This is a genomic window from Streptosporangium longisporum (genome assembly GCF_039534895.1).
Classification (GTDB): domain Bacteria; phylum Actinomycetota; class Actinomycetes; order Streptosporangiales; family Streptosporangiaceae; genus Streptosporangium; species Streptosporangium longisporum.
Window position 1 is genome coordinate 107,051 of record NZ_BAAAWD010000015.1, and the last position, 19,190, is coordinate 126,240.

Below are 19,190 nucleotides of genomic sequence, written 5' to 3' on the forward strand. Positions count from 1 at the left end.
TACCTCCATGTCACTTTCTGTCATAGTGCGAGGGGTATGGCCTTAAGGAGTGGTCCTCATTCCACCGTGACGCTCTTGGCGAGGTTGCGAGGCTTGTCCACGTCCCGCTCCAGCGCCACGGCCGCGTGGTAGGCGAAGAGCTGCAGCGGGATCGAGAGCAGGATCGGGTCCAGCTCGGTCTCGTTCTTGGGCACCACGACGCAGTCGTCGGCCAGCTTGGGGTCGGCGGTGCGGTGGCCGATCATGAGCACCCGCCCGCCCCGGGCGCGGATCTCGCCCAGCGTGGTGAGGTTCTTGTCCAGCAGCTCGTCGTCGGGGACGATCGCCACGGTGGGCATCTCCGGCCCGATCAGCGCCAGCGGGCCGTGCTTGAGCTCGCTGGCCGGGTACGCCTCGGCGTGCACGTAGGAGATCTCCTTGAGCTTCTGCGCACCCTCCCGGGCCACCGGGTAGCCGCGGACCCGGCCCACGAACATCATGCTCGGCGCCCCGGCGTACTTGCGCGCCAGCTCCCTGATGACCGGCTCCAGCACCAGGATCTCCTTGATCTGCTCGGGCAGCCTGCGCAGGCCGTCGCAGATCCGCCGCCCGTCGGCCGGGGACAGGTCCCGCACCCGGCCCAGGTGCAGCGCGAGCAGCGCGAAGGCCACGGCCGTCGAGGTGAACGCCTTGGTGCTCGCGACCGAGACCTCGGGCCCGGCGTGCAGGTAGACGCCGCCGTCGCACTCGCGGGCGATCGCGCTGCCCACGGTGTTGACGATGCCGAGCACCCGGCCGCCCTTGCGCTTGAGCTCCTGCACGGCGGCGAGGGTGTCGTAGGTCTCCCCCGACTGGCTGATCGCCACGTACAGCGTGTCGGCCTCCACCACCGGGCCGCGGTAGCGGAACTCGCTGGCCGGTTCGGCGTCGGCGGGGATGCGGGCCAGTTCCTCGATGAGCTGCGCGCCGATCTGGCCCGAGTAGTACGCGGAACCGCAGCCGATGATCTTCACCCGGCGGAACGAGCGGGTCTCGCGCGCGTCCATGTTCAGGCCGCCCAGGTGCGCGACGTGGAAGCGGTCGTCCAGGCGCCCGCGCAGGGTCCTGGCCACGGTGTCGGGCTGCTCGGAGATCTCCTTGAGCAGGTAGTGCTCGTAGCCGCCGGTGTCGTAGTGCCCGGCCTCCCAGTCGACGGTCAGCGGCTCCTTGGCCGTCTCCCGCGCGTCGCTGGCGAAGGTGGTGAACCCGTCGGCCTTGAGCACCGCGATCTCGCCGTCCTCCAGGTGGACCACCTGGCGGGTGTAGCGGACCAGCGCGGCGACGTCGGAGGCGGCGAACATCTCCTTCTCGCCGATGCCCAGCACGATCGGGCTGCCGTTGCGCGCCACGACCACCTCACCGGGCCGCTCGGCGTCGAGCACCGCGATGCCGTACGTGCCGACGATCCGCTTGAGCGCGGCGCGGACGGCCTCCTCCAGCGAGTCGGCCTCCTTGACGGTCCGGGCGATCAGGTGCGCCAGCACCTCGGTGTCGGTCTCCGAGAGGAAGACCACGCCGTCGGCCTCCAGCTTGGCGCGCAGCTCGTCGGCGTTCTCGATGATGCCGTTGTGCACGACGGCGATGCGCTCGTCGGCCGACAGGTGCGGGTGGGCGTTGACGTCGCTGGGCGCGCCGTGGGTGGCCCACCGGGTGTGGCCGATGCCCAGGCCGCCCTTGAAACGCGCGGGCATGGCCGCCGCGAGGTCGGCCACCCGGCCCTTGACCTTGCGCATCTTGAGGCCCTTGTTGGAGACCACCACCCCGGCGGAGTCGTAGCCCCGGTACTCAAGACGCTGCAGGCCCTCCAGCAGGATGGGTGCCGCGTCCTTGGGCCCCACATAGGCCACGATTCCGCACATACGAGCGCTCCTTCTATCCGTGGACGATCCGGCGCGACTGCTATCCGTAGACGATCCTGCGTAACTGGCGCAGGGAGAGCTCGGGCGCCGCGACACGGCGGACCGCCAGTTCGGCGGCCACCCTGGGGAAGATCTCGTCGTTGACCATCCCCCTGGCCTTGAGCTCGGCGTGCCGGCGCCGGACGAACTCCTCGACGGGCTCGGAGAAGTAGGCCAGGACGTCCGCCACGACCCGCGCGGCCTCGCCCGGCCCGAGCCCGCTCGTCCGGGTCAGATGAGTGATCAGATCCTCGTGCTGATGCCGCGCCATGGACACAGAGCAGGACCCTACGCATCCGGAGAAGAGAACAACAAGTTTTCTGCCCGATTTCGGGCAGAAAATCTCTTCGAATCTCAACCCTGTCAGAATGCGCGACAATCGGTAATCTCTGGTAACTCTAGGTAGTGACCGGAGAGAGAGGAACACCACCATGCGCCGCCTGCCGGGAACCGCCGTCGTCACCGCTCTCGCCGTCCTGGTCTCGGTCGTCCCCGCGCGAGCGGAACGCTCCGGCGGCCAGGCGGCGGTACCCCCGGCACCCCCGGCACCCTCCACGCCCTACGCCCCGGGGACGGCACCGGCGGGCCGGCAGGCCGCCTTCGCCGCGGCGGCGCGGGCGTACGGGGTGCCGGAGAGCGTGCTGCTCGGGGTCTCCTACCTGGAGTCGCGGTGGGACGGCCACGCGGGGCGGCCCAGCGTCTCGGCCGGGTACGGGCCGATGCACCTGGTCGACGGCCGGGCCGAGCGGGGGCACCCGCACGGGGCGGGCGAGGACCCGCGCGGCGACGAGCGCAGGCCGAGGGTGATCCCGATCCCGCCCGTCGCGCCGTCCTCGCCGGAGGACACCCTGCGACGGGCCTCGGAGCTGTCCGGCATCTCCCCCGACCGGCTGCGCCGGGACCCTTCCGCCAACATCATGGGCGGTGCCGCGCTGCTCGCCGCCTACCAGCGCGCCACCGGCGGCGACCCGGACGCCGGGCCCGCGGGCTGGTACGGGGCCGTGGCCCGCTACTCCGGCCCCCTCGGCGAGACCCCGGGAACGGGCGCGGAGGCGGAAGCGGGAACGGGCGCCGGGACGAGCGGGAGGGCGGACGCGGTAACGGGCAAGAATGCGGGTGCGGATGCAGGTGCGGATGCGGGAACGGATGCGGGAACGGACGCGGATGCGGACGTGGACGCGGACGGGGCGGTGGTCCTGCCGGAGGCGGCGCGCTCCTTCGCCGACGAGGTCTACGCGACGATCCGCGCCGGTGTCGCACGCGTGACCGACGACGGCGAGCCGATGGTCCTGCCCGCGAGGCCCGGCCTGGCGCCCCGGACCCCGCCTGCCCGGACCTCGCCCCTCCCGTCCGCCACGCCCCCGCCCGCCCGGACACCCTCCCCCCGGACGGCACAGCGCCGCGTCCTCGATCCCGTGCCCACCGGCACCCCCGCCACCGCACGCCCCGCCACCGCACGGCCGGCCGCGGTGCGGTCCGCCACCGCACGATCGGCCACCGCACGGCCGGCCACGGTGCGGTCCACCGGACGGCCCGCGCGCCCCGCACGGCCCGTCGCGGTACAGCCTCCCGCGGCGGCACGGCCCCCTGTCACGGCGGGCACCACCGCCGCACGGCCACCCGCAGCCGTACGGCCCCCCGTCGCCGCACGGCCACCGGTCGCCGCACGCCCGCCCATCGCACGACCACCCGCAAGGCCGGCCGCGGCACGACCCCCCGCGGCCGTGCCGCCCGCCGGGCCCGACTGCCCCAGGAGCGTCTCCTGCGAATGGCTTCCCGCCGTCTACCAGCGGCTCAAGGGCGGCGGGTACGGCAACCACGACCGCGTCGAGGGGCGGCGGCAGATCGACTACATCGTGATCCACGACGGCGAGACCACCTACGACGCCATGACCCGGCTGGCCAAGAACCCCGACTACCTGAGCTGGCACTTCACCATCCGCTCCCGCGACGGCCACATCGCCCAGCACCTGCGGGGCAAGGACATCGGCTGGCACGCCGGGAACTGGTACGTCAACTCCCGCTCCATCGGCCTGGAGCACGAGGGGTACCTGGCCAGGGGCGGCACCTGGTTCACCGAGGCGATGTACGTGGCGTCGGCCAGGCTGGTGCGCCACCTCGCGGACACGTACGACATCCCTCTCGACCGGGCGCACATCCTCGGGCACGACAACGTGCCCGGCACCACCCCCCAGACCGTGAGCGGCATGCACGACGACCCCGGCCCCTACTGGGACTGGGGCCACTACTTCGAGCTGCTCGGCAGCCCGCTGCGCGCCTCGGGCGGCGAGAACGCCCGCTCGGTGCTGATCAAGCCCCACTACGCCTCCAACAGCCCGGGCTTCACCGGCTGCCCCGGCGGGTGCCGCAGGCTCGGCGCCGCCTCGGTCTGGCTGCGCACCCGTCCCTCCCCCACGGCGCCGCTGGTCAAGGACGTCGGCAAGCACCCCACCGGCGGGTCCAGCTACAGCGTCTACGACCACGCCGCCCGCGCCTCCACCGGCCAGCGGTACGCGCTCGCCGATCGCCGGGACGGCTGGACCGCGATCTGGTACCTCGGGCAGAAGGCCTGGTTCAGCGATCCGGCCGCCGCCCCGACCTCCCTGCCCGCGTCCGGCCCGCTGGTCACCCCGCGACCGGACCGTGCCCCGATCAAGGTGTACGGCAGGGCCTACCCGGGGGCGTCGGCCTATCCCAGGGGCGTGCCCTTCCAGCCGCTGGCGCCGCTGCAGTACTCGATACCCGCCGGGCAGGTGTACAGCGCCGCGATGACCAGGCGGGCCCGCTACCTGCGGGCCTCCTCCTACGACACCTCCAGGCACCGGGTCGTCGTCGGGAAGGTCCGCTACCGGCAGATCCAGTTCGGCCACCGGGTCATGTTCGTCCGCGCCTCCGACGTCCAGCCGGTCACGGCGGAGGATGCTGCGGGGTCCGATGTGGTGCGCGCATCCGCCCGGCGGAGGCGCTAGAGTTTCCACGTGCTCCGGAGACGTCTCCGGGGGCACGCGGAAGTGGCTCAGTGGTAGAGCATCACCTTGCCAAGGTGAGGGTCGCGGGTTCGAATCCCGTCTTCCGCTCCGGCGGATCCTCCGGGATCCGGCCGGTGGAGTGGCCGAGAGGCGAGGCAACGGCCTGCAAAGCCGTCTACACGGGTTCAAATCCCGTCTCCACCTCAACCGCACGGCCGACGGACCCCCCGGGATCCGGTAAAGTGGTGCGGGCGCCGAGGGGAAACCCGGAGCGGATACGCGGAAGTGGCTCAGTGGTAGAGCATCACCTTGCCAAGGTGAGGGTCGCGGGTTCGAATCCCGTCTTCCGCTCTGATTCACCCGAGGACGATTAGCTCAGCGGGAGAGCGCTTCCCTGACACGGAAGAGGTCACAGGTTCAATCCCTGTATCGTCCACCAGACAGATCCCAGGCCGACGGCCTGGGATCTTCTGTTTCCCGGACGTGCCTCCGCCCGGACGAGTTCCCATCCGCCGCCCGGACGAGACGATCACCCCCGCCCCTGGGCACGGGCACGGACGGCCCCGGCCCCGCGCCGGGCCCCCTCGGCCCGGCCCTACCCCGGCCCGCCTCGGCCGGGAAGCGGCCGGACCGTGCCGGACGCGGCCGGACGCGGCGGACCATGTCGGACGATGCCGGACGTACATCCGGGCAGTTGTTACGATCGCCTTCCGGTCCGCGCCATCCATCCGGGAAAGAGGCACCATGGAGGGACGCACGACCTGAAACCCGGTTAATCGCTATGCTCGTGAAACACGGCAAAGGGGGCGAGCCTGTGCAGCGCGTGGTGGTCGATCCGGAGGTGCCCAGGGAAGTCGCCGACCTCTTCCGCAGTAGCGGGCCGATGCTCTCCCGCTTCCGTGCCGGACGGGTGCCCCGGCAGACCGGTGACTCCCGCCTCCCGGGAAAGCTCGTCGGAGCCCTCGGCGTGTCCACGGCCCTGCTGTCGGCCGCTCTCGGCGTGCTCGGCGGCTCGCCGCTGCTCGCCATCTTCCTCATGATCATGCTGGGCGGCATCTCCCTGGTCATCCTGACCGTGGTGTACATCGCCAGGAAGCCCTCCTCCGTCGACTCCGTCGAGCGCGTGCTGTACCGGCACTGCCTGGACTGGCAGGGGCGCTTCCTGATCCTGGAGGACTTCGACCACGACGCCAGGCACCTGCTCGGCCGGGTCCAGCGGGCCATCGACTTCATCGTGAAGTCCCGCACCAACTCCCTGGGCATGCTCGACAGCGTCCGCAACTCCGTGATGCTCCCGGCCGAGGAGTGGGAGATCGCCCGGCTGCTGACGAAGCTCTCCGCGCTGCGCGCCAGGCACCGCCACCTGGCCAGGGGCGGCAGGAGCCCGGAGGTGGTCGCGGCCATGGCTCCGCTGGAGCGTGCCCTGGCCGCCAGCGAGGCCGCGGTGATCGCGCGGGTGGAGGCGCTGGAACGGTACGCGCGCCACGTGGCCGACGCCGATCGCGCCCTTCTCTCCCAGGGACAGATCGAGGTCCTCAAGGCCCACCTGCCCGAGTACGAGCAGCTCGTCGCCGAGGCGGGCGCCTCGACCTTCGCACTGCCGGAGATCGGGTATCTCAGTGACGACGCCGCCATGCTCCGGCGGGCGCTGCGCGAGAGCGTACGCTCGGCACACGAGGCGTTCCGGCATCTCGACGGCTGATGTGAACACGTAGAGGTCCTGACTGATACGGAGGGCGAGCCTGTGCGGCGCGTGGTGGTCGATCCCGAAGTTCCCGCCCACGTCGCCGACCTGTTCCGCCGACACGGATCGATGCTGTCGCGCATCCGGGCCGGGTGGAGCCCCGAGCCGCCGTCGTCCGCGTCCCGCCTGCCGGGCCGTTTCCTGCAGGCGGGCGGTGCGCTCTCGGGGCTGTTGCTGGTGACGCTGCTGTTCCTGCTGGACGTGGGGCAGCTGTTCTTCTTCGTGGTGGCGCTGCTGCTGTTCGTGGTCTTCGTCGGTCTCCTCGCCGCCCCCGATCCCGTGGAGCTGGAGTCGGAGGAGACCGAGCTGTACCGCGAGGCCCGCTGGTTCGAGGGCCGCTACCTGCTGGCCGAGGACTTCGACCACGACGCCGGCCGGCTGCTCGACCGCACCCAGCAGTCGGTCGACTTCATCCTGCACTCCCAGGTCAACGCCACCGGCCTGCTGGACGACGCGCGCAACGCGGTGATGCTCCCCGCGCAGGAGTGGGAGATCGCCCGGTTGCTCACCAAGCTCTCCGCCCTGCGGAACGAGCACCGGGAGTTCGCCTACGGCGGCAGCACGCCGGAGGTGGCCGCGGCCATGGCCCCGCTGGAACGTGCCCTGGTCGCCAGCGAGGCCGCGGTGACCGCGCGGGTGGAGGCGCTGGAACGCTACGCGGGCCACGTCGCCGACGCCGATCGGGCGTTGCGGGCCCACGAGCAGATCGCGGTGCTCCGCTCGCGGCTCCCCCGCTACGAGGAGCTGCTGGCCGAGTCCGGCGCGGACGCCTTCGCCGTACCGGAGATAGGGCGGCTCGCCGAGGACGCCGGGCATCTGGAGCAGGCGCTGCGCGACAGCGTCCGTTCGGCGCAGGAGGCCTTCCGGTATCTCGACGGCCCTTCGGCGCCGTCCCCCGCCGATCCCCTCGCCGATCCCCCGGCCCCCGCCGACCGCCCGCCGCTCACCGATCCCCCGGCCTCCTGAGCGAACGCCGCTCACCGGCCCCCGGCCTGCCGAGCGAACGCCGCATCCGGGCAGGTCGCCCTTGTCAGCGGGAGCGAAGAAGGCGAGGATAACTCGCATTCCCTGGAGGTGACATGCGGATCCGCCTGGACGTGGCGCTCGGCGTGGTGGTGCTGACGGACGTGCTCAGGGTCTTCCTGCCGTCGTTGATCACACTCTTCGGCCGGGCGGGGAGCACTCCCGCCGAGCTGATGGGCCTGTTCGCCCTCGCCTGGTTCGTCCTGGCCTTCCTGACCGTCCCGCTGGCCAGGAGGATCAGGCCGCCGCTGATCGCGCTGGCCGCCGGCGGGGCGCTGCTGCTGGCCCGGCTGGTCCTGCAGCTGACCGACGGAGGGGGCGTCCAGCTCTACGTGGCCTGCCTGGGCCTGCTGGCCGGGCTGGTCTGGCTGACGGCCACCGCGATGACCGCCCTGGACGCCCGGCCGGTGATGGCCGGGGTGATCACCGGTCTCGCGGCCTCCACGGTGATCCACGCGGCGCTGGACGGCATCGACCTGATGTGGCGGCCCGGACCGGTCCCGTGGCTGCTGCTCCTGGTGGAACTGGGCCTCTTCGGCGCGCTCCTGATCCGGGCGGTGCCCCCGGACGAGGAGTACTCCGGCGCCCCGCGCGCCTGGCTCGCGATCGGCCCGGCCCTGCTGCTGTGGGGGCTGTACACGGGCAACACCGCGCACGCCCAGGCGGCGACGGACTCGGCCCAGCAGGCCGCCGCCCTGGTCGTGGCGGCGTTCGCGGTGGTGTCGGCGCTGCCCGCCGCGCTGCCGGTGCTGCGCCGCCCGCTGGTCCCCGCGGTCGCGCTGGTCGCCTCGGCGGTGGCGTTCACCCTGGGCAGGGCCACCGTGGACGGGGTCCACGGGGTGGCGCCCGGATGGACGATCGTCGCGCAGATCGTCGGCCAGGTCGCGCTGGGCGCCTGCCTGGCGCACGCCGCGACGTCCTTCGGCCCGGACCGCCCGGCCCGGCGCGGCCTGGCCTTGGCCGGGGGCATGCTGCTCTTCTTCGTGTTCGTCTTCGGGTACTACGCCGCCTACGACCTCTACCTGCCCAACGGGTGGGTGCCGGTCTCCGCGGCGCTCGTCGTCGCGGTCCTGGCCGTGGTGGGCGGCTCCGGCCTGCCCCGCCTGTCCTACGACCGGCGGTTCGCGGCGGCCGTCACGGCCGCGGTCGTCCTGGTCGCCGCGGTGCCCCTGTGGCAGGGCACCGTGCCGCGCTGGGAACCCCCGGCCGACGGGCTGCGGGTCGCTGCGTACAACATCAGGATGGGGTACGGCGAGTCCGGCAGGCTCTCGCTGGAGCAGCAGGCCGACGAGCTGCGGCGCCTCCGGCCGCACGTGGTGGTGCTGAGCGAGGCCGACCGGGGCTGGCTGCTCAACGGCGGCCACGACGGGGTGCGGCTGATCGCCGAGCGGCTGGACATGCACTACATCTGGGCTCCCGCGACCGACGAGGTGTGGGGCGACGCCCTGCTGACCACGCTGCCGATCACCTCGGTCCGCAACCACGTGCTGGTCCAGGGCGGCCCGACCGGCGCGCAGGCCTTGGAGGTCGGGCTGCGGTGGCAGGGCCGGCCGGTCACCGTGATCGGCACCCACCTGCAGCCCTCGCCGGACCGCAACGACCTCGCCCAGGTCACCCAGCTCGGCGGGATCGTCAGGACCGCGGTCGCCGGGGGCGCCCCGGTCGTCGTGGCCGGAGACCTCAACCTCCAGCCCGGGGACGCCGCCTGGCGGGTGCTCACCGGTGCGGGCCTGACCGACCCCCTGGCCCCGGTACGGCCGTTCGACACCGTCCCGAGCCGGGGAGGGCCGGTCGAGCAGATCGACCACGTCCTGGTCACGCCGGGGATGACCGGGAAGGACCAGGCCAACCCGGACGTCCCGCACTCGGATCATCGTCCGATCGCGGTCACCCTGGTCGCCAGGCCTTGATCGAACCGGGCTGGGTAGTGTCGATGGCATGACGGGAGAACCTGTACTGGTCTTCGACGGCGACTGCGGTTTCTGCACGACGAGCGTCGGCCTCGCCGAGCGTCTGGTCGGGATCCGCGCGCGGGTCGTCCCCTGGCAGCGGGCCGACCTGCCGGCGCTGGGCGTCACGCGCGAGCGCGCCGAGTACGAGCTGCTCTGGGTCGAGGACGGCCGGGTGCGCGGCGGCGCCCAGGCCGTGGCCGGGCTGCTGATCGCCGCCGGTCTCCCGTGGAGCCCGCTGGGGTTCCTGCTGCGCCTCCCGCCGGTGCGGTGGGTCGCCCACGGGCTCTACCGGCTCGTCGCCGCCAACCGGCACCGCCTGCCCGGCGGCACGCCCGCCTGTGCCCTGCCCCCTCGGGAGCCGTCCCCCGGCCCGTCCGCCCCTCCGGCCGGAGCCGGGCCGGCGGAGGGCCGATGAGGAACGCGCTGCTCGTCGCCCTGGAGCCGCTCGACGGCACCGGCAACCCGCCCTGGGAGGCGATCGGGCTCGTCCCCGGGGTGCGGACCGCGCTGCTGCCCTGCGTGTTCGGCGAGTCGCTGGAGCGGCTGCGCGCCGCGGTCTGCGAGCACGACCCCGCGGTGGTGATCTGCGTCGGGCAGGCCGGTGGCCGGCCCGACGTGACGCTGGAACGGGTGGCCGTGAACCTGGACGACGCCCGGATCCCGGACGCCGCGGGCAGGCGGCCGATCGACCGCCCGGTGGTGCCCGGCGGCCCCGCGGCCTACTTCGCCACGCTGCCGGTGAAGGCCTGCGCGGCGGCGGCCCGGGCGACCGGGGTGCCCGCGAGCGTCTCGCAGAGCGCCGGCACGTTCGTGTGCAACCACGTCTTCTACGGCCTCATGCACCTGATCGCCACCGAACGCCCGCAGGTCCGCGGCGGCCTCGTGCACGTGCCGTTCTCCCCCGGGCAGGTCCTCGACGGCGCCGCCCCCTCGATGCCCGTCCCGGTGGTCGCCCAGGCGCTCACCGCGATCGTGACGACCGCCGTCTCCGTCTCCCTGGGCGGCGACCTCCGCCTGGTCGGTGGCTCCCTGCACTGACCCGGCCGCGCCGCTCCGGCCGGAGCGGCGCGTCTCCTGGTCAAAGCCGGTCGGAGCGGCGCGTCCCCCACCCGGAGCGGCGCGTCGCCCGGCCGGATCCGGTCAGAGCGGTACGCCGAACACCGCCCGCCTGCCGGCGAACTCGCTCACGGTCCACAGCGTGCGCCGGTCGCGGACGCAGGTGAGGTCCTCCGGGCCCACCGCGTAGGACCGCCTGGCCGGTGTGCCGCCGACGACGATCAGGGTGCCGTTCCCGGCGGCGCCCGCGGTCTGGCTGAGGTACCAGGTGCCGTTGTGGGAGAGCGCGCCCTGGATCTTCCGCGCGGGCAGCGCGTAGGCGTCCACCGCCTGGACGACGCCCCCGGCCGGGGCGTTCAGGGTGCCTCCGGCCGCCAGCGGCCAGCGGGCCACCCGCCCCGTCACCCCGGCCTCGTCGACGTACTCCCCGGAGACGAGGGTGTCGGGGGCGGTGCTGCGGTCGACGGCGGCGAAGGAGAAGCGGACGGTGCCGCTCGTGGTGGTCCAGGCATCGGTCTGCGGCATCACGTACCGGTAACCGAACGCCTCGTACGACCCGCCCTTCCTGCCGATGGAGGACGTGCCCTCGCCGTCGACCTCGAAGATCTCCCGGACGTCGAAGACCCGCAGGCCCCGCGTGGTGTCGGCGACGTGGAGCAGGTCGCCGTACCAGGCGACGCCGCCGGCGTGGATGTTGATCGGCGCGATGTCGCCGTCGGCGGTGACCCGCACGAGCAGGACGTGCCGGTAGCGGAGCGTGGCGGTGTTGAGGAAGGTCAGGCGGACGCCCCGCTCGGCCCCGGACGAGGGCGTGTGGTACCAGCTCACCACGAACACGCTCGCGCCGCCCCCGGCGATCCCGGCGTCGGAGGCGCAGGTCAGGCCCTGGGGGTACCACTCCCTGACCGCGTTGTCGTCTGCGTCGAAGCAGTACCAGTCCACGGGCTTGGGACTCATCCCGGTGAACGCGCCGGCGCCGTTCCCGCCCTTCCTGACCAGGACGCGGTTCGCCTTGGCCAGGACGGTGGCGAGGGGGACCCGCCGGAGCTCCTTCTCCAGGAGCCCGATCCCGGTCGCGAGGCCGCCCCCGTCACGCCTGAGCCCGAACGGCTCCGTCGACACGGCCTTCAACTGGCTCATTCAGGGTCACTCCTTGTCCGGTTCCGCCCGGAAGGGGCGGGCCAAGATGCGGAGTTCATGAGTATGCCTTTACTCAAATCCCTTTTGCAGTTAAAAAGGCCAGGTGTGTACGGGCTCACCCGTCAGCGCCAGCTCCCGGTACCGGGCGACCATGCGCGCCCACGCCCCTTGGTCGCCGCCCAGGCGGGCCGTCGCCTCCCGCTGCCAGATCGCCCCGGTACGGCGGCGGGTGACGCGCTCACGCACGATGTCCAGCGTCCACCGGATCTCGTCGGGTTCCACGCCCATCCTGGCGAGCCCGCTCTCGGCGACCGGCAGCAGGTCCAAGGCGAGCCGCTCGGCCGGGATCTCCTCGTCCAGGCCGGGCCAGCTCATGGACGCGTCCAGGCCGTGGGTCGCGGCGCGGTAGAAGTTGCGGTAGGCCCCGGCGAAGGGGAACTCCTCCACCGGCCGGACGGCCAGGGCGGCGGTCAGGCCGAGCAGGAACGCGGAGTTGGCCACCATGTCGGCCGAGCTGGGCCCGGCGGGCAGGGCGCGCATCTCCACCCGCAGGTGGCCCCCGTCACCCGGGTCGTAGACCGGGCGGTTCCACAGCCAGACCGTGCCCTGGTGCAGGCGCAGCTCGGCCAGCTCGGGGACGCCTCCCGGGCCCGGGTCCTCAGGCTCGGTGACCATCGGCAGCACCGGCTCGTAGTCGCGGACGCAGGTGGCGAACATCTCCTCGATGCCCTGGGTCCAGTTCGACCCGAAGGAGACCCGGCCGTCCCTGCGGTCGAGCCGTTCCACGTCCCGGTCGTCGGCGGCCTCCTCGAACAGCGCGATCCTCGTCTCCTCCCACAGGTGCCTGCCCAGGAAGGAGGGGGAGTTGCCGCTGACCGCCAGGACCGGCCCGATGGCCAGCTGCGCGGCGTTGTAGACGCGGGCGAAGTCGGCAGGGGTGGTGCGGAGGTGGACCTGCCAGGAGGTGTTGGCGCTCTCCAGGATCATCCCCTCGACCTCCAGCTCCAGCCGCTCGATCCCCTCCAGGCGCACCCGGAACGGTTCGGCGCGCAGCCGGCGCATGCCCCGGGACATCGCCTTGTAGCGGTCCTCCCCGCTCAGCGTCTCGTGGGTGAAGTCGAACTCGCTGAGCGAGGGCAGGATGCCGATCGCCACGGCCTGGCCCCCCTGCGTCGCGGCCGCCTCGTCCACCACGGTCATGACCTCACGGACCTCGCGCACCAGGGCGGTGAACGGCCGCCCGGCGATCGGCAGCGGGGTCAGGTTGGCCTCCAGGTTGAACCTGCCCATCTCCAGGGTGAGCCGGTCGTCGCCCGCGGCGGCCTGCACCTCGTGGTTGCGGGGCAGCGGCCGCCCGTCGGGCGTGATGAGGAACATCTCCAGCTCGGCCCCGATGGTCGCGGGCCCCGCGCCGAAGCCGGGCCGCGCCAGCACCTCACGCAGGGTGTCGAGCTGCTCCGCCAGCTTCGCCCTGAACTGGACGAACTCCTCCTCGGAGTAGCGGTCCTTGTCGACTTTCTGCCCCATCACACCGTCCGATCAGTCGGTCCTCGTCCCGTCTCGTGCCCCCTGCCTCTCTCCCAGCATGACCCCTCTAATCAGTGCTCGGGACACGTCTTCACCAGGGGGTCCGGCTTTTCCGCGGGACGCGGGTGATCGCGCGGCCACCCCGGCCGCCCCGGCGGTCCCACCGAGATGCCCCGGGCACCTCCCCGGCCGCCCCGCGTCCCCTCCCCCGCACGCCCGCGGGGTCTCCCCGGAGCGTCGCGACACCTGCCCCGGCGGTCCCAGCGGCACCTTCCCCCGGCGCCCGCGGGCGTCGACAATGGTGCGGGGCCGCGGGGACTGCGGGGCCGGGCGGACCGGTCCGCCCGGCCGGGATCCGCGGCCGGTCCGAGCCCGAGAAGGGGGTACGCGGGTGCGAGCGGTGGTCTTCGACGCTTTCGGAGCCGATCCCGAGGTCCGGGAGGTGCCCGCCCCGGAGCCTCCGCCCGGCGGAGCGGTGATCAGGGTGGAGGCGACCGGCCTGTGCCGGAGCGACTGGCACGGCTGGCAGGGGCACGACCCGGACATCCGGGTCCTGCCGCACGTGCCGGGACACGAGTTCTCCGGGGTCGTCGAGGCGGTGGGCACGGGCGTCGTCTCCTGGCGGCCCGGTGACCGGGTGACGGCGCCGTTCGTCTGCGCCTGCGGCTCGTGCGCGGCGTGCGAGGCCGGTGACCAGCAGGTCTGCGAGCGCCAGACCCAGCCGGGATTCACCCACTGGGGCTCCTTCGCCGAGTACGTCGCGATCGACCACGCCGAGGTGAACCTGGTCCGGCTCCCGGGGGAGATGACCTTCCCCACCGCCGCGAGCCTGGGCTGCCGCTTCGCCACCGCCTACCGCGCGATCACCGCCGTGGGCCGGGTCCGGCCACAGGAGTGGGTGGCCGTGCACGGCTGCGGCGGCGTGGGCCTGTCCGCCGTCATGATCGCCGCTGCGGCCGGGGCCAGGGTCGTCGCCGTGGACGTCTCCCCCGGAGCGCTGGAACTGGCCCGGCGGTTCGGCGCCGTCGCCTGCGTCGCCGTCTCCCCCGGAACGAGCGACGGACCCGGGACCGGAGTCGCGACCGGGATCGGGGCTGAGGCCGGAGCCGGGGTCAGGGCTGGAGGTGGGGACGGGGCTGGAGCCGGGGTCGAGAGCGGGGACGGGGCCGAGGTTCCCGTCCCCGGGGCCCAGGTCGCCGCGCGGATCAGGGAGGTGACCTCGGGGGGCGCGCACGTCTCCGTGGACGCGCTCGGCAGCCCCCAGACGTGCGCGGCCTCGATCGAGGGCCTGCGCCGCCGGGGCCGTCACGTCCAGATCGGCCTGCTGCCGGGGCTGACCGCGCTCCCGATGGGCCGGGTGATCGGTCACGAGCTGGAACTCCTCGGCAGCCACGGCATGGCCGCGCACGCCTACCCGGAGATGCTGGCGGCCGTGGCCCGCGGGACCGTGCTGCCGCAGGCGCTGGTCACCCGGTCCATCGGCCTGGAGGAGGCGGGGGCCGCCCTGAGGTCGATCGGCTCCGTCCCCGGAGTGACGATGATCCTGCCCCGGCGGTGACCCTCCGGGGCGGTGACCCTCCGGGACGGCACCGGGACCGCGTGCGGGCGCGGAACACCGCAGAACGCCGCGGAACGCCGCGGTGATCTCCATTTGCCGCGATTCCCCCGACGGTGGACAGCGCCGTGATTATGATCGAATTCCGGTGTCCCCGGCCCGGCGCCGGCCCTTCGCGGGCCCGTCCGGCCGGAATCTCGTGAAAGAGCAGGTGAGAGGTGAGTTCAGCGGTGGGTGCACCCCGGGGCGTGGACACCACGAAGCCGTCCCCCGCGCGGGTCTACGACTACGTGCTGGGCGGGACGGACAACTTCGAGGTCGACCGCGCGGTGGCCGATCCGATCCTCGCCCACGCTCCGGAGCTGCGTGACCTCGCCGCGGACAACCGCCGCTTCCTCGAGCGCGTCGTGCGGCACGTCGTCGGGGACCACGGGATCACGCAGATCCTCGACATCGGGTCGGGGCTGCCGACCGCGAACAACGTCCACCAGGTCGCCCAGGCGATCGACCAGAGGACCCGCGTGGTCTACGTCGACAACGACCCCACGGTGCACATCCAGGCGCAGGCCCTGATCGTGGGGGACGAGAACACCCGTTACGTCAACGGCGACGTCCGCACCCCGGAACGGATCCTCAACGCCCCGGCCACCCAGGAGCTCATCGACTTCGGGCGTCCCGTGGCCGTGCTGTTCGTGTCGATCCTGCAGTTCGTCCACGACTCGGACGACCCGTACGGGGTGGTCCAGCACATCCTGTCCGAGGTGCCCTCGGGCAGCTACGTCGCGATCGCCCACGTGACCGACCACGAGATCGACCCGGTCGTGCACGCCAAGATCGAGGAGATGTACGCGAACGTCCCCAGCCGCTTCTACTTCCGCGACCGTGACGCCTTCTCCCGGTTCTTCACCGGCTGGGACGTCCTGCCCCCGGGCATCACCACGGTCGGCGACTGGACCGTCGACGGCGACCCTCCCGGCGACAGGCGCCCCATGAACGCCTGGTGCGGCCTCGCGCGCAAGCCCTGACCCTCGCGAGCCCTGACACCCGGAAGCGCTGACGCCCGCAAGCCCCGGCACCCGCAGCCCTCACACCCCCGACCCCGGCATTCGCGATCCCTGTCCCCGGACCCTGACCGGCGGCCGGGCCCGGGGACGCCCGCGTCATGCCGGTGAGCCGCCGTCGCCTGTCGTGGCGCGGCTCAGCTTGCCGTCGTACCGGGCCCGGTGCGGGTCGGCCCCGTCCGTCCCGCACAGCGCCACCGCCTCCCTGTAGCGCCGCGCGGCCTCCCGCGTACGGCCCAGGGCCGACAGGGCGTCGCCGGCCCGTTCGGCGAGCGCCGCCTGCGCCGGTACGTGTCCCGTCCCCCGCGCCGCGTCGAGGGCGGTCTCGCACACCGTCAGCGCGCGCCCGGCCTCGCCCGCGGCGACGAGGACCGTCGCGAGCGCCACGGCCGCGAACACCTCGCAGGCCGCGTCCCCGGACGTCTCGGTGATGGCCCGTCCCCGGGCGAGCGCCGCCTCGCACCGGCCGATCGCCTCGGTGTGGCGCCCGCTCGCGGACGCCACCAGCCCCAGGGTCCGCAGGCACACCAGCTCGGTGTGCCCCTCCCCGGTGAGCCGTGCCAGCTCCAGGGCCTCCTCGGCGTCCCGGGCGGCCCGTTCGACTCCCGCCCCGCCGGAGTCGCGGTGGAGCCTGTAGGCGCAGAACGCGCGCAGCGCCAGGGAACGCGCCCACCGGTTCCGGTCCACCAGCTCGGCGAACACGGCGACGCAGGTGTCCAGCATCGGCAGCGCGCGGGCCGGGCCGCCGGGCCCGCGGGTGATCAGCGCCGCCATCCGGTGCCGCGCCTCCGCGGCCAGGCGCCGGTCACCGGCGGCGGCCGCGGTGCGCATGACGATGCGCCACATGTCCTCGGCGTCCCGGTCCCGGCCGGCCCGGTACAGGTGGGACGCGAGCCGCAGCGCGATGCCGTACCCCTGCCGGTAGCGGTTCTCCTCGCACGCCACCCGGATGACCGCCAGCAGCTGCGCGCACTCCCTGGCCAGCCACCCGCCGGGGTCGGCGTCGATCAGTTTCTGCGCCTGTACCGGGACGTGCAGGTCCCAGTGCAGGCGCGCGGGCGGCGGGAAGAACGGCTCGCCGGGGATCGCCGCGGAGGCCCGGTCGGCGAGCAGCAGCCAGCCCAGCAGCAGCCGGTTCATGGTGGTGTCCCACTCGTCGACGTGCTCGGCCAGCCGCGCCTCGGCGAAGTCCCGTACCAGGTCGTGCTGCCGGTAGCGGGGGTGGCCGAGGTCGTCGGCCCCCGCGGGGGACAGCAGGCTGTGCGAGGTCAGCGCCGCCAGCGCGTCGTCGGCCTGCTCCGCGCCCAGCAGCATCCCGGTCAGCCACATCGGCCAGTCCCCGGGCCCGGCGAGGGCCAGGACCCGGAACGCGTGCCGCGCCGGCGCCGGGAGCGCCTCGTAGCTCTCGGCGATGCTCGCCTCGACGGCCAGGTCGCCGTCGGCCAGCCCTTTCAGCCGGTCCTGCAGCCGGGACGCGAGCAGCTCGACGGGCCAGTGCGGCTGGGACGACAGCCGGGACCCGGCGATCCTCAGCGCCAGCGGCAGCCCGCCGCACGCCTCCAGCACGGTCCTGGTCGCCTCAGGTTCGCGGCGTACCCGGTCGGCGCCGACGATCTCGCCCAGCAGGGTGAGCGACTCCTCGCCGCGGAGCGGCTGCAGCGGGAAGGACCGGATCCCCGCGCCGTTCAGCAGGGCGCGGCCGGTGATGACGACCGCGCACCCGGCGGTGCCCGGCAGGAAGTGGGACGCCTGCGAGACACCGGCGGCGTCGTCGACCACGATCAGGACACGCCGTCCGGCCAGGACCGAGCGCAGCAGCCCGGCCCGGCCCACGGTGGAGGGCGGCAGGTCCTGCGCCGGGACGCCGAGGGTGGCGAGGAGTTCGGCCAGCGTCTCGCCGACGTTCGCGGACCGCCCGGACCGGCCCGCCAGGTGCACGAAGAGCTGGCCGTCGGGGAAGCGCGGGCGGAGCCGGTGCGCGACGTGGATCGCGAGCGCGGACTTCCCGATCCCGGGCAGGCCGCTGATCCCCACGATCGGCACGCCGGTGGCGTCCGGTGCCGGGGTGAGGAGCTCGGTGAGCCGTTCGACCTCGTGCGACCGGCCGGTGAAGTCCAGTACGTCCGGCGGGAGCTGCGCCGGGACCGCCGGGAGGGCGGTCCCGGCACCCCCGGCGCCCGCGGTGACGGCGGGGCCGGCTCCGTCCGCCGCGATCCGCGCGCGCAGCCGGCGCAGCCGTTCCCCGGGGTCGCCGTTCTCCTCCAGCAGGATCCCGGCCGCGGCGTCGGCGTGCTGGAGCGCGGGGACGCGCTGTCCCGAGCGGTACAGGGCGTTCACCAGGAGGACGTGCAGGGCCTCGGCGTCCGGGGAGTCCTCCAGCTCGCCGCGCAGGTCGGCGATGATCTCGCGGTGGTGGCCGAGGGCGAGCCGTGTCCCGAACATCAGGACCATGGCGTCCTGGCGCTGCCGCAGGAGGGCCTGACGGCGCTGCCGCAGCCTCGGGTCACCGGTGGGGACGTCGGCCAGCGGGTCGGCGCCCCACAGGTTCAGGGCCTCCCGCAGCGACGCGACGGCGGCCCGGTGCTCACCGGCCTCGGCGAGGCGCTCACCGGTGGCGACGAGGTCGTGGAAGGTGTCGACGTCGACGGTGTCGCCGGGGAGCAGGCGCAGCCGGTAGCCGTCCGGTCCGGCCGGGGGGATACGGCCCGGGACCAGCAGCCGCAGCTCGGACACGTGGGTCTTCAGGGCCTCCTTCCTGGCGTGGGTGTCGCCCCACACGGCCAGCATCAGCCGCTCGACCGCGATGGTCCGTCTCTCGGACAGCAGCAACGCTCCCAGCAGCCTCCTCTTGAGGGGAGGCAGCGGCACCACGGCGCCCTCTCCTGAGATCACCTCGACGTGCCCCAAGAGGTGGAAGTCCACGCTCGCTCCCTGCTGCCCGTCCGGCCGGTTTCCCGTGACCGTGCCGGGACGTGACGTGACGACACACCCCGCGCGGGCGCGCGTCACCTCGCCGACCTTGATCCTTACCGGATGCTAACCGACCGGTGACCCGAAATGACCCGGCTTCCGTACCGTGCGTCCTTCGCCGAACGCATCATTGTGAGGGCGACGGTTCACCTGATGTCTCACGATTCGTCGGGGAATCGCCAGCTCTCCGATTCACGCCTATGCTCGGAGCACCCCGTTGAACGATGACCGCGGCGCCGTCACCGACCCCGTGCCGGACCGCTCCCGGAAAGAACCG

13 protein-coding genes and 4 tRNA genes are annotated in these 19,190 nt (G+C 73.4%); 12 read left to right on the plus strand and 5 right to left on the minus strand.

Annotation, left to right across the window (positions count from 1 at the left end; genetic code table 11):
* Positions 1-56 precede the first annotated feature (56 nt).
* Positions 57-1,877, minus strand: a complete 1,821-nt coding sequence (gene glmS / locus ABD832_RS26915) for a glutamine--fructose-6-phosphate transaminase (isomerizing) (protein ID WP_344900253.1) — start codon at positions 1,875-1,877, stop codon at positions 57-59.
* A gap of 40 nt (positions 1,878-1,917) precedes the next feature.
* On the minus strand, positions 1,918-2,187 hold the full coding sequence (locus tag ABD832_RS26920) for a hypothetical protein (RefSeq protein WP_344900255.1): 270 nt from the start codon (positions 2,185-2,187) through the stop codon (positions 1,918-1,920).
* A 160-nt stretch (positions 2,188-2,347) separates the two neighbouring features.
* Between ABD832_RS26920 and ABD832_RS26925 the strand changes: the two genes are divergently transcribed.
* The 10 genes from ABD832_RS26925 to pcp all read left to right on the plus strand — a co-directional run bounded on the left by ABD832_RS26925 (position 2,348) and on the right by pcp (position 10,642).
* Positions 2,348-4,885: an N-acetylmuramoyl-L-alanine amidase gene (locus ABD832_RS26925; protein WP_344900257.1), complete on the plus strand. Its 2,538-nt coding sequence runs from the start codon at positions 2,348-2,350 to the stop codon at positions 4,883-4,885.
* Positions 4,886-4,921: 36 nt separating this feature from the next.
* Positions 4,922-4,993, plus strand: a tRNA-Gly gene (locus ABD832_RS26930).
* Between the two features lie 25 nt (positions 4,994-5,018).
* A tRNA-Cys gene (locus tag ABD832_RS26935) sits at positions 5,019-5,089 on the plus strand.
* A 75-nt stretch (positions 5,090-5,164) separates the two neighbouring features.
* A tRNA-Gly gene (locus ABD832_RS26940) sits at positions 5,165-5,236 on the plus strand.
* A 13-nt stretch (positions 5,237-5,249) separates the two neighbouring features.
* A tRNA-Val gene (locus ABD832_RS26945) sits at positions 5,250-5,324 on the plus strand.
* Between the two features lie 375 nt (positions 5,325-5,699).
* Positions 5,700-6,587 carry a hypothetical protein gene (locus tag ABD832_RS26950; protein ID WP_344900259.1) on the plus strand — a complete coding sequence of 296 codons (888 nt, stop codon included), beginning with the start codon at positions 5,700-5,702 and terminating at the stop codon, positions 6,585-6,587.
* A 42-nt stretch (positions 6,588-6,629) separates the two neighbouring features.
* A complete protein-coding gene (locus tag ABD832_RS26955) occupies positions 6,630-7,595 on the plus strand; it encodes a hypothetical protein (RefSeq protein ID WP_344900261.1) in 966 nt (321 codons plus the stop codon).
* A 113-nt stretch (positions 7,596-7,708) separates the two neighbouring features.
* On the plus strand, positions 7,709-9,562 hold the full coding sequence (locus tag ABD832_RS26960) for an endonuclease/exonuclease/phosphatase family protein (protein ID WP_344900263.1): 1,854 nt from the start codon (positions 7,709-7,711) through the stop codon (positions 9,560-9,562).
* 28 nt (positions 9,563-9,590) lie between these two features.
* The gene (locus tag ABD832_RS26965; protein WP_344900265.1) at positions 9,591-10,019 is read left to right on the plus strand and encodes a thiol-disulfide oxidoreductase DCC family protein; all 429 of its coding nucleotides are present in this window, start codon (positions 9,591-9,593) and stop codon (positions 10,017-10,019) included.
* Positions 10,016-10,642, plus strand: a complete 627-nt coding sequence (gene pcp / locus ABD832_RS26970; RefSeq protein WP_344900267.1) for a pyroglutamyl-peptidase I — start codon at positions 10,016-10,018, stop codon at positions 10,640-10,642. Before ABD832_RS26965 ends, pcp begins: the two co-directional genes overlap by 4 nt.
* 102 nt (positions 10,643-10,744) lie before the next feature.
* On the opposite strand, the gene ABD832_RS26975 is transcribed toward pcp, so the two are convergent.
* Together ABD832_RS26975 and ABD832_RS26980 are read right to left on the minus strand one after the other, a co-directional pair.
* Positions 10,745-11,800 carry a hypothetical protein gene (locus tag ABD832_RS26975; RefSeq protein WP_344900269.1) on the minus strand — a complete coding sequence of 352 codons (1,056 nt, stop codon included), beginning with the start codon at positions 11,798-11,800 and terminating at the stop codon, positions 10,745-10,747.
* Positions 11,801-11,890: 90 nt separating this feature from the next.
* Positions 11,891-13,327, minus strand: a complete 1,437-nt coding sequence (locus ABD832_RS26980) for a glutamate-cysteine ligase family protein (RefSeq protein WP_344900271.1) — start codon at positions 13,325-13,327, stop codon at positions 11,891-11,893.
* A gap of 400 nt (positions 13,328-13,727) precedes the next feature.
* On the opposite strand from ABD832_RS26980, the gene ABD832_RS26985 reads away from it, so the two are divergent.
* Both ABD832_RS26985 and ABD832_RS26990 read left to right on the plus strand, forming a co-directional pair.
* Positions 13,728-14,885: an alcohol dehydrogenase catalytic domain-containing protein gene (locus tag ABD832_RS26985; RefSeq protein WP_344900273.1), complete on the plus strand. Its 1,158-nt coding sequence runs from the start codon at positions 13,728-13,730 to the stop codon at positions 14,883-14,885.
* Between the two features lie 245 nt (positions 14,886-15,130).
* Positions 15,131-15,907 carry an SAM-dependent methyltransferase gene (locus tag ABD832_RS26990; protein ID WP_344900275.1) on the plus strand — a complete coding sequence of 259 codons (777 nt, stop codon included), beginning with the start codon at positions 15,131-15,133 and terminating at the stop codon, positions 15,905-15,907.
* 135 nt (positions 15,908-16,042) lie between these two features.
* Here the strand turns inward: ABD832_RS26990 and ABD832_RS26995 are convergent, their stop codons facing one another.
* Positions 16,043-18,865, minus strand: coding sequence for an ATP-binding protein (locus ABD832_RS26995; protein WP_344900277.1), 2,823 nt, complete (start codon positions 18,863-18,865; stop codon positions 16,043-16,045).
* Between the last annotated feature and the right edge of the window lie 325 nt (positions 18,866-19,190).

Coding starts and splice junctions, on each gene's coding strand:
- glmS (WP_344900253.1), bottom strand. CDS start 1,877: ATGTGCGGAATCGTGGCCTATGTGGGGCCCAAGGACGCGGCACCCATC.
- ABD832_RS26920 (WP_344900255.1), bottom strand. CDS start 2,187: ATGGCGCGGCATCAGCACGAGGATCTGATCACTCATCTGACCCGGACG.
- ABD832_RS26925 (WP_344900257.1), top strand. CDS start 2,348: ATGCGCCGCCTGCCGGGAACCGCCGTCGTCACCGCTCTCGCCGTCCTG.
- ABD832_RS26960 (WP_344900263.1), top strand. CDS start 7,709: ATGCGGATCCGCCTGGACGTGGCGCTCGGCGTGGTGGTGCTGACGGAC.
- ABD832_RS26965 (WP_344900265.1), top strand. CDS start 9,591: ATGACGGGAGAACCTGTACTGGTCTTCGACGGCGACTGCGGTTTCTGC.
- pcp (WP_344900267.1), top strand. CDS start 10,016: ATGAGGAACGCGCTGCTCGTCGCCCTGGAGCCGCTCGACGGCACCGGC.
- ABD832_RS26975 (WP_344900269.1), bottom strand. CDS start 11,800: ATGAGCCAGTTGAAGGCCGTGTCGACGGAGCCGTTCGGGCTCAGGCGT.
- ABD832_RS26980 (WP_344900271.1), bottom strand. CDS start 13,327: ATGGGGCAGAAAGTCGACAAGGACCGCTACTCCGAGGAGGAGTTCGTC.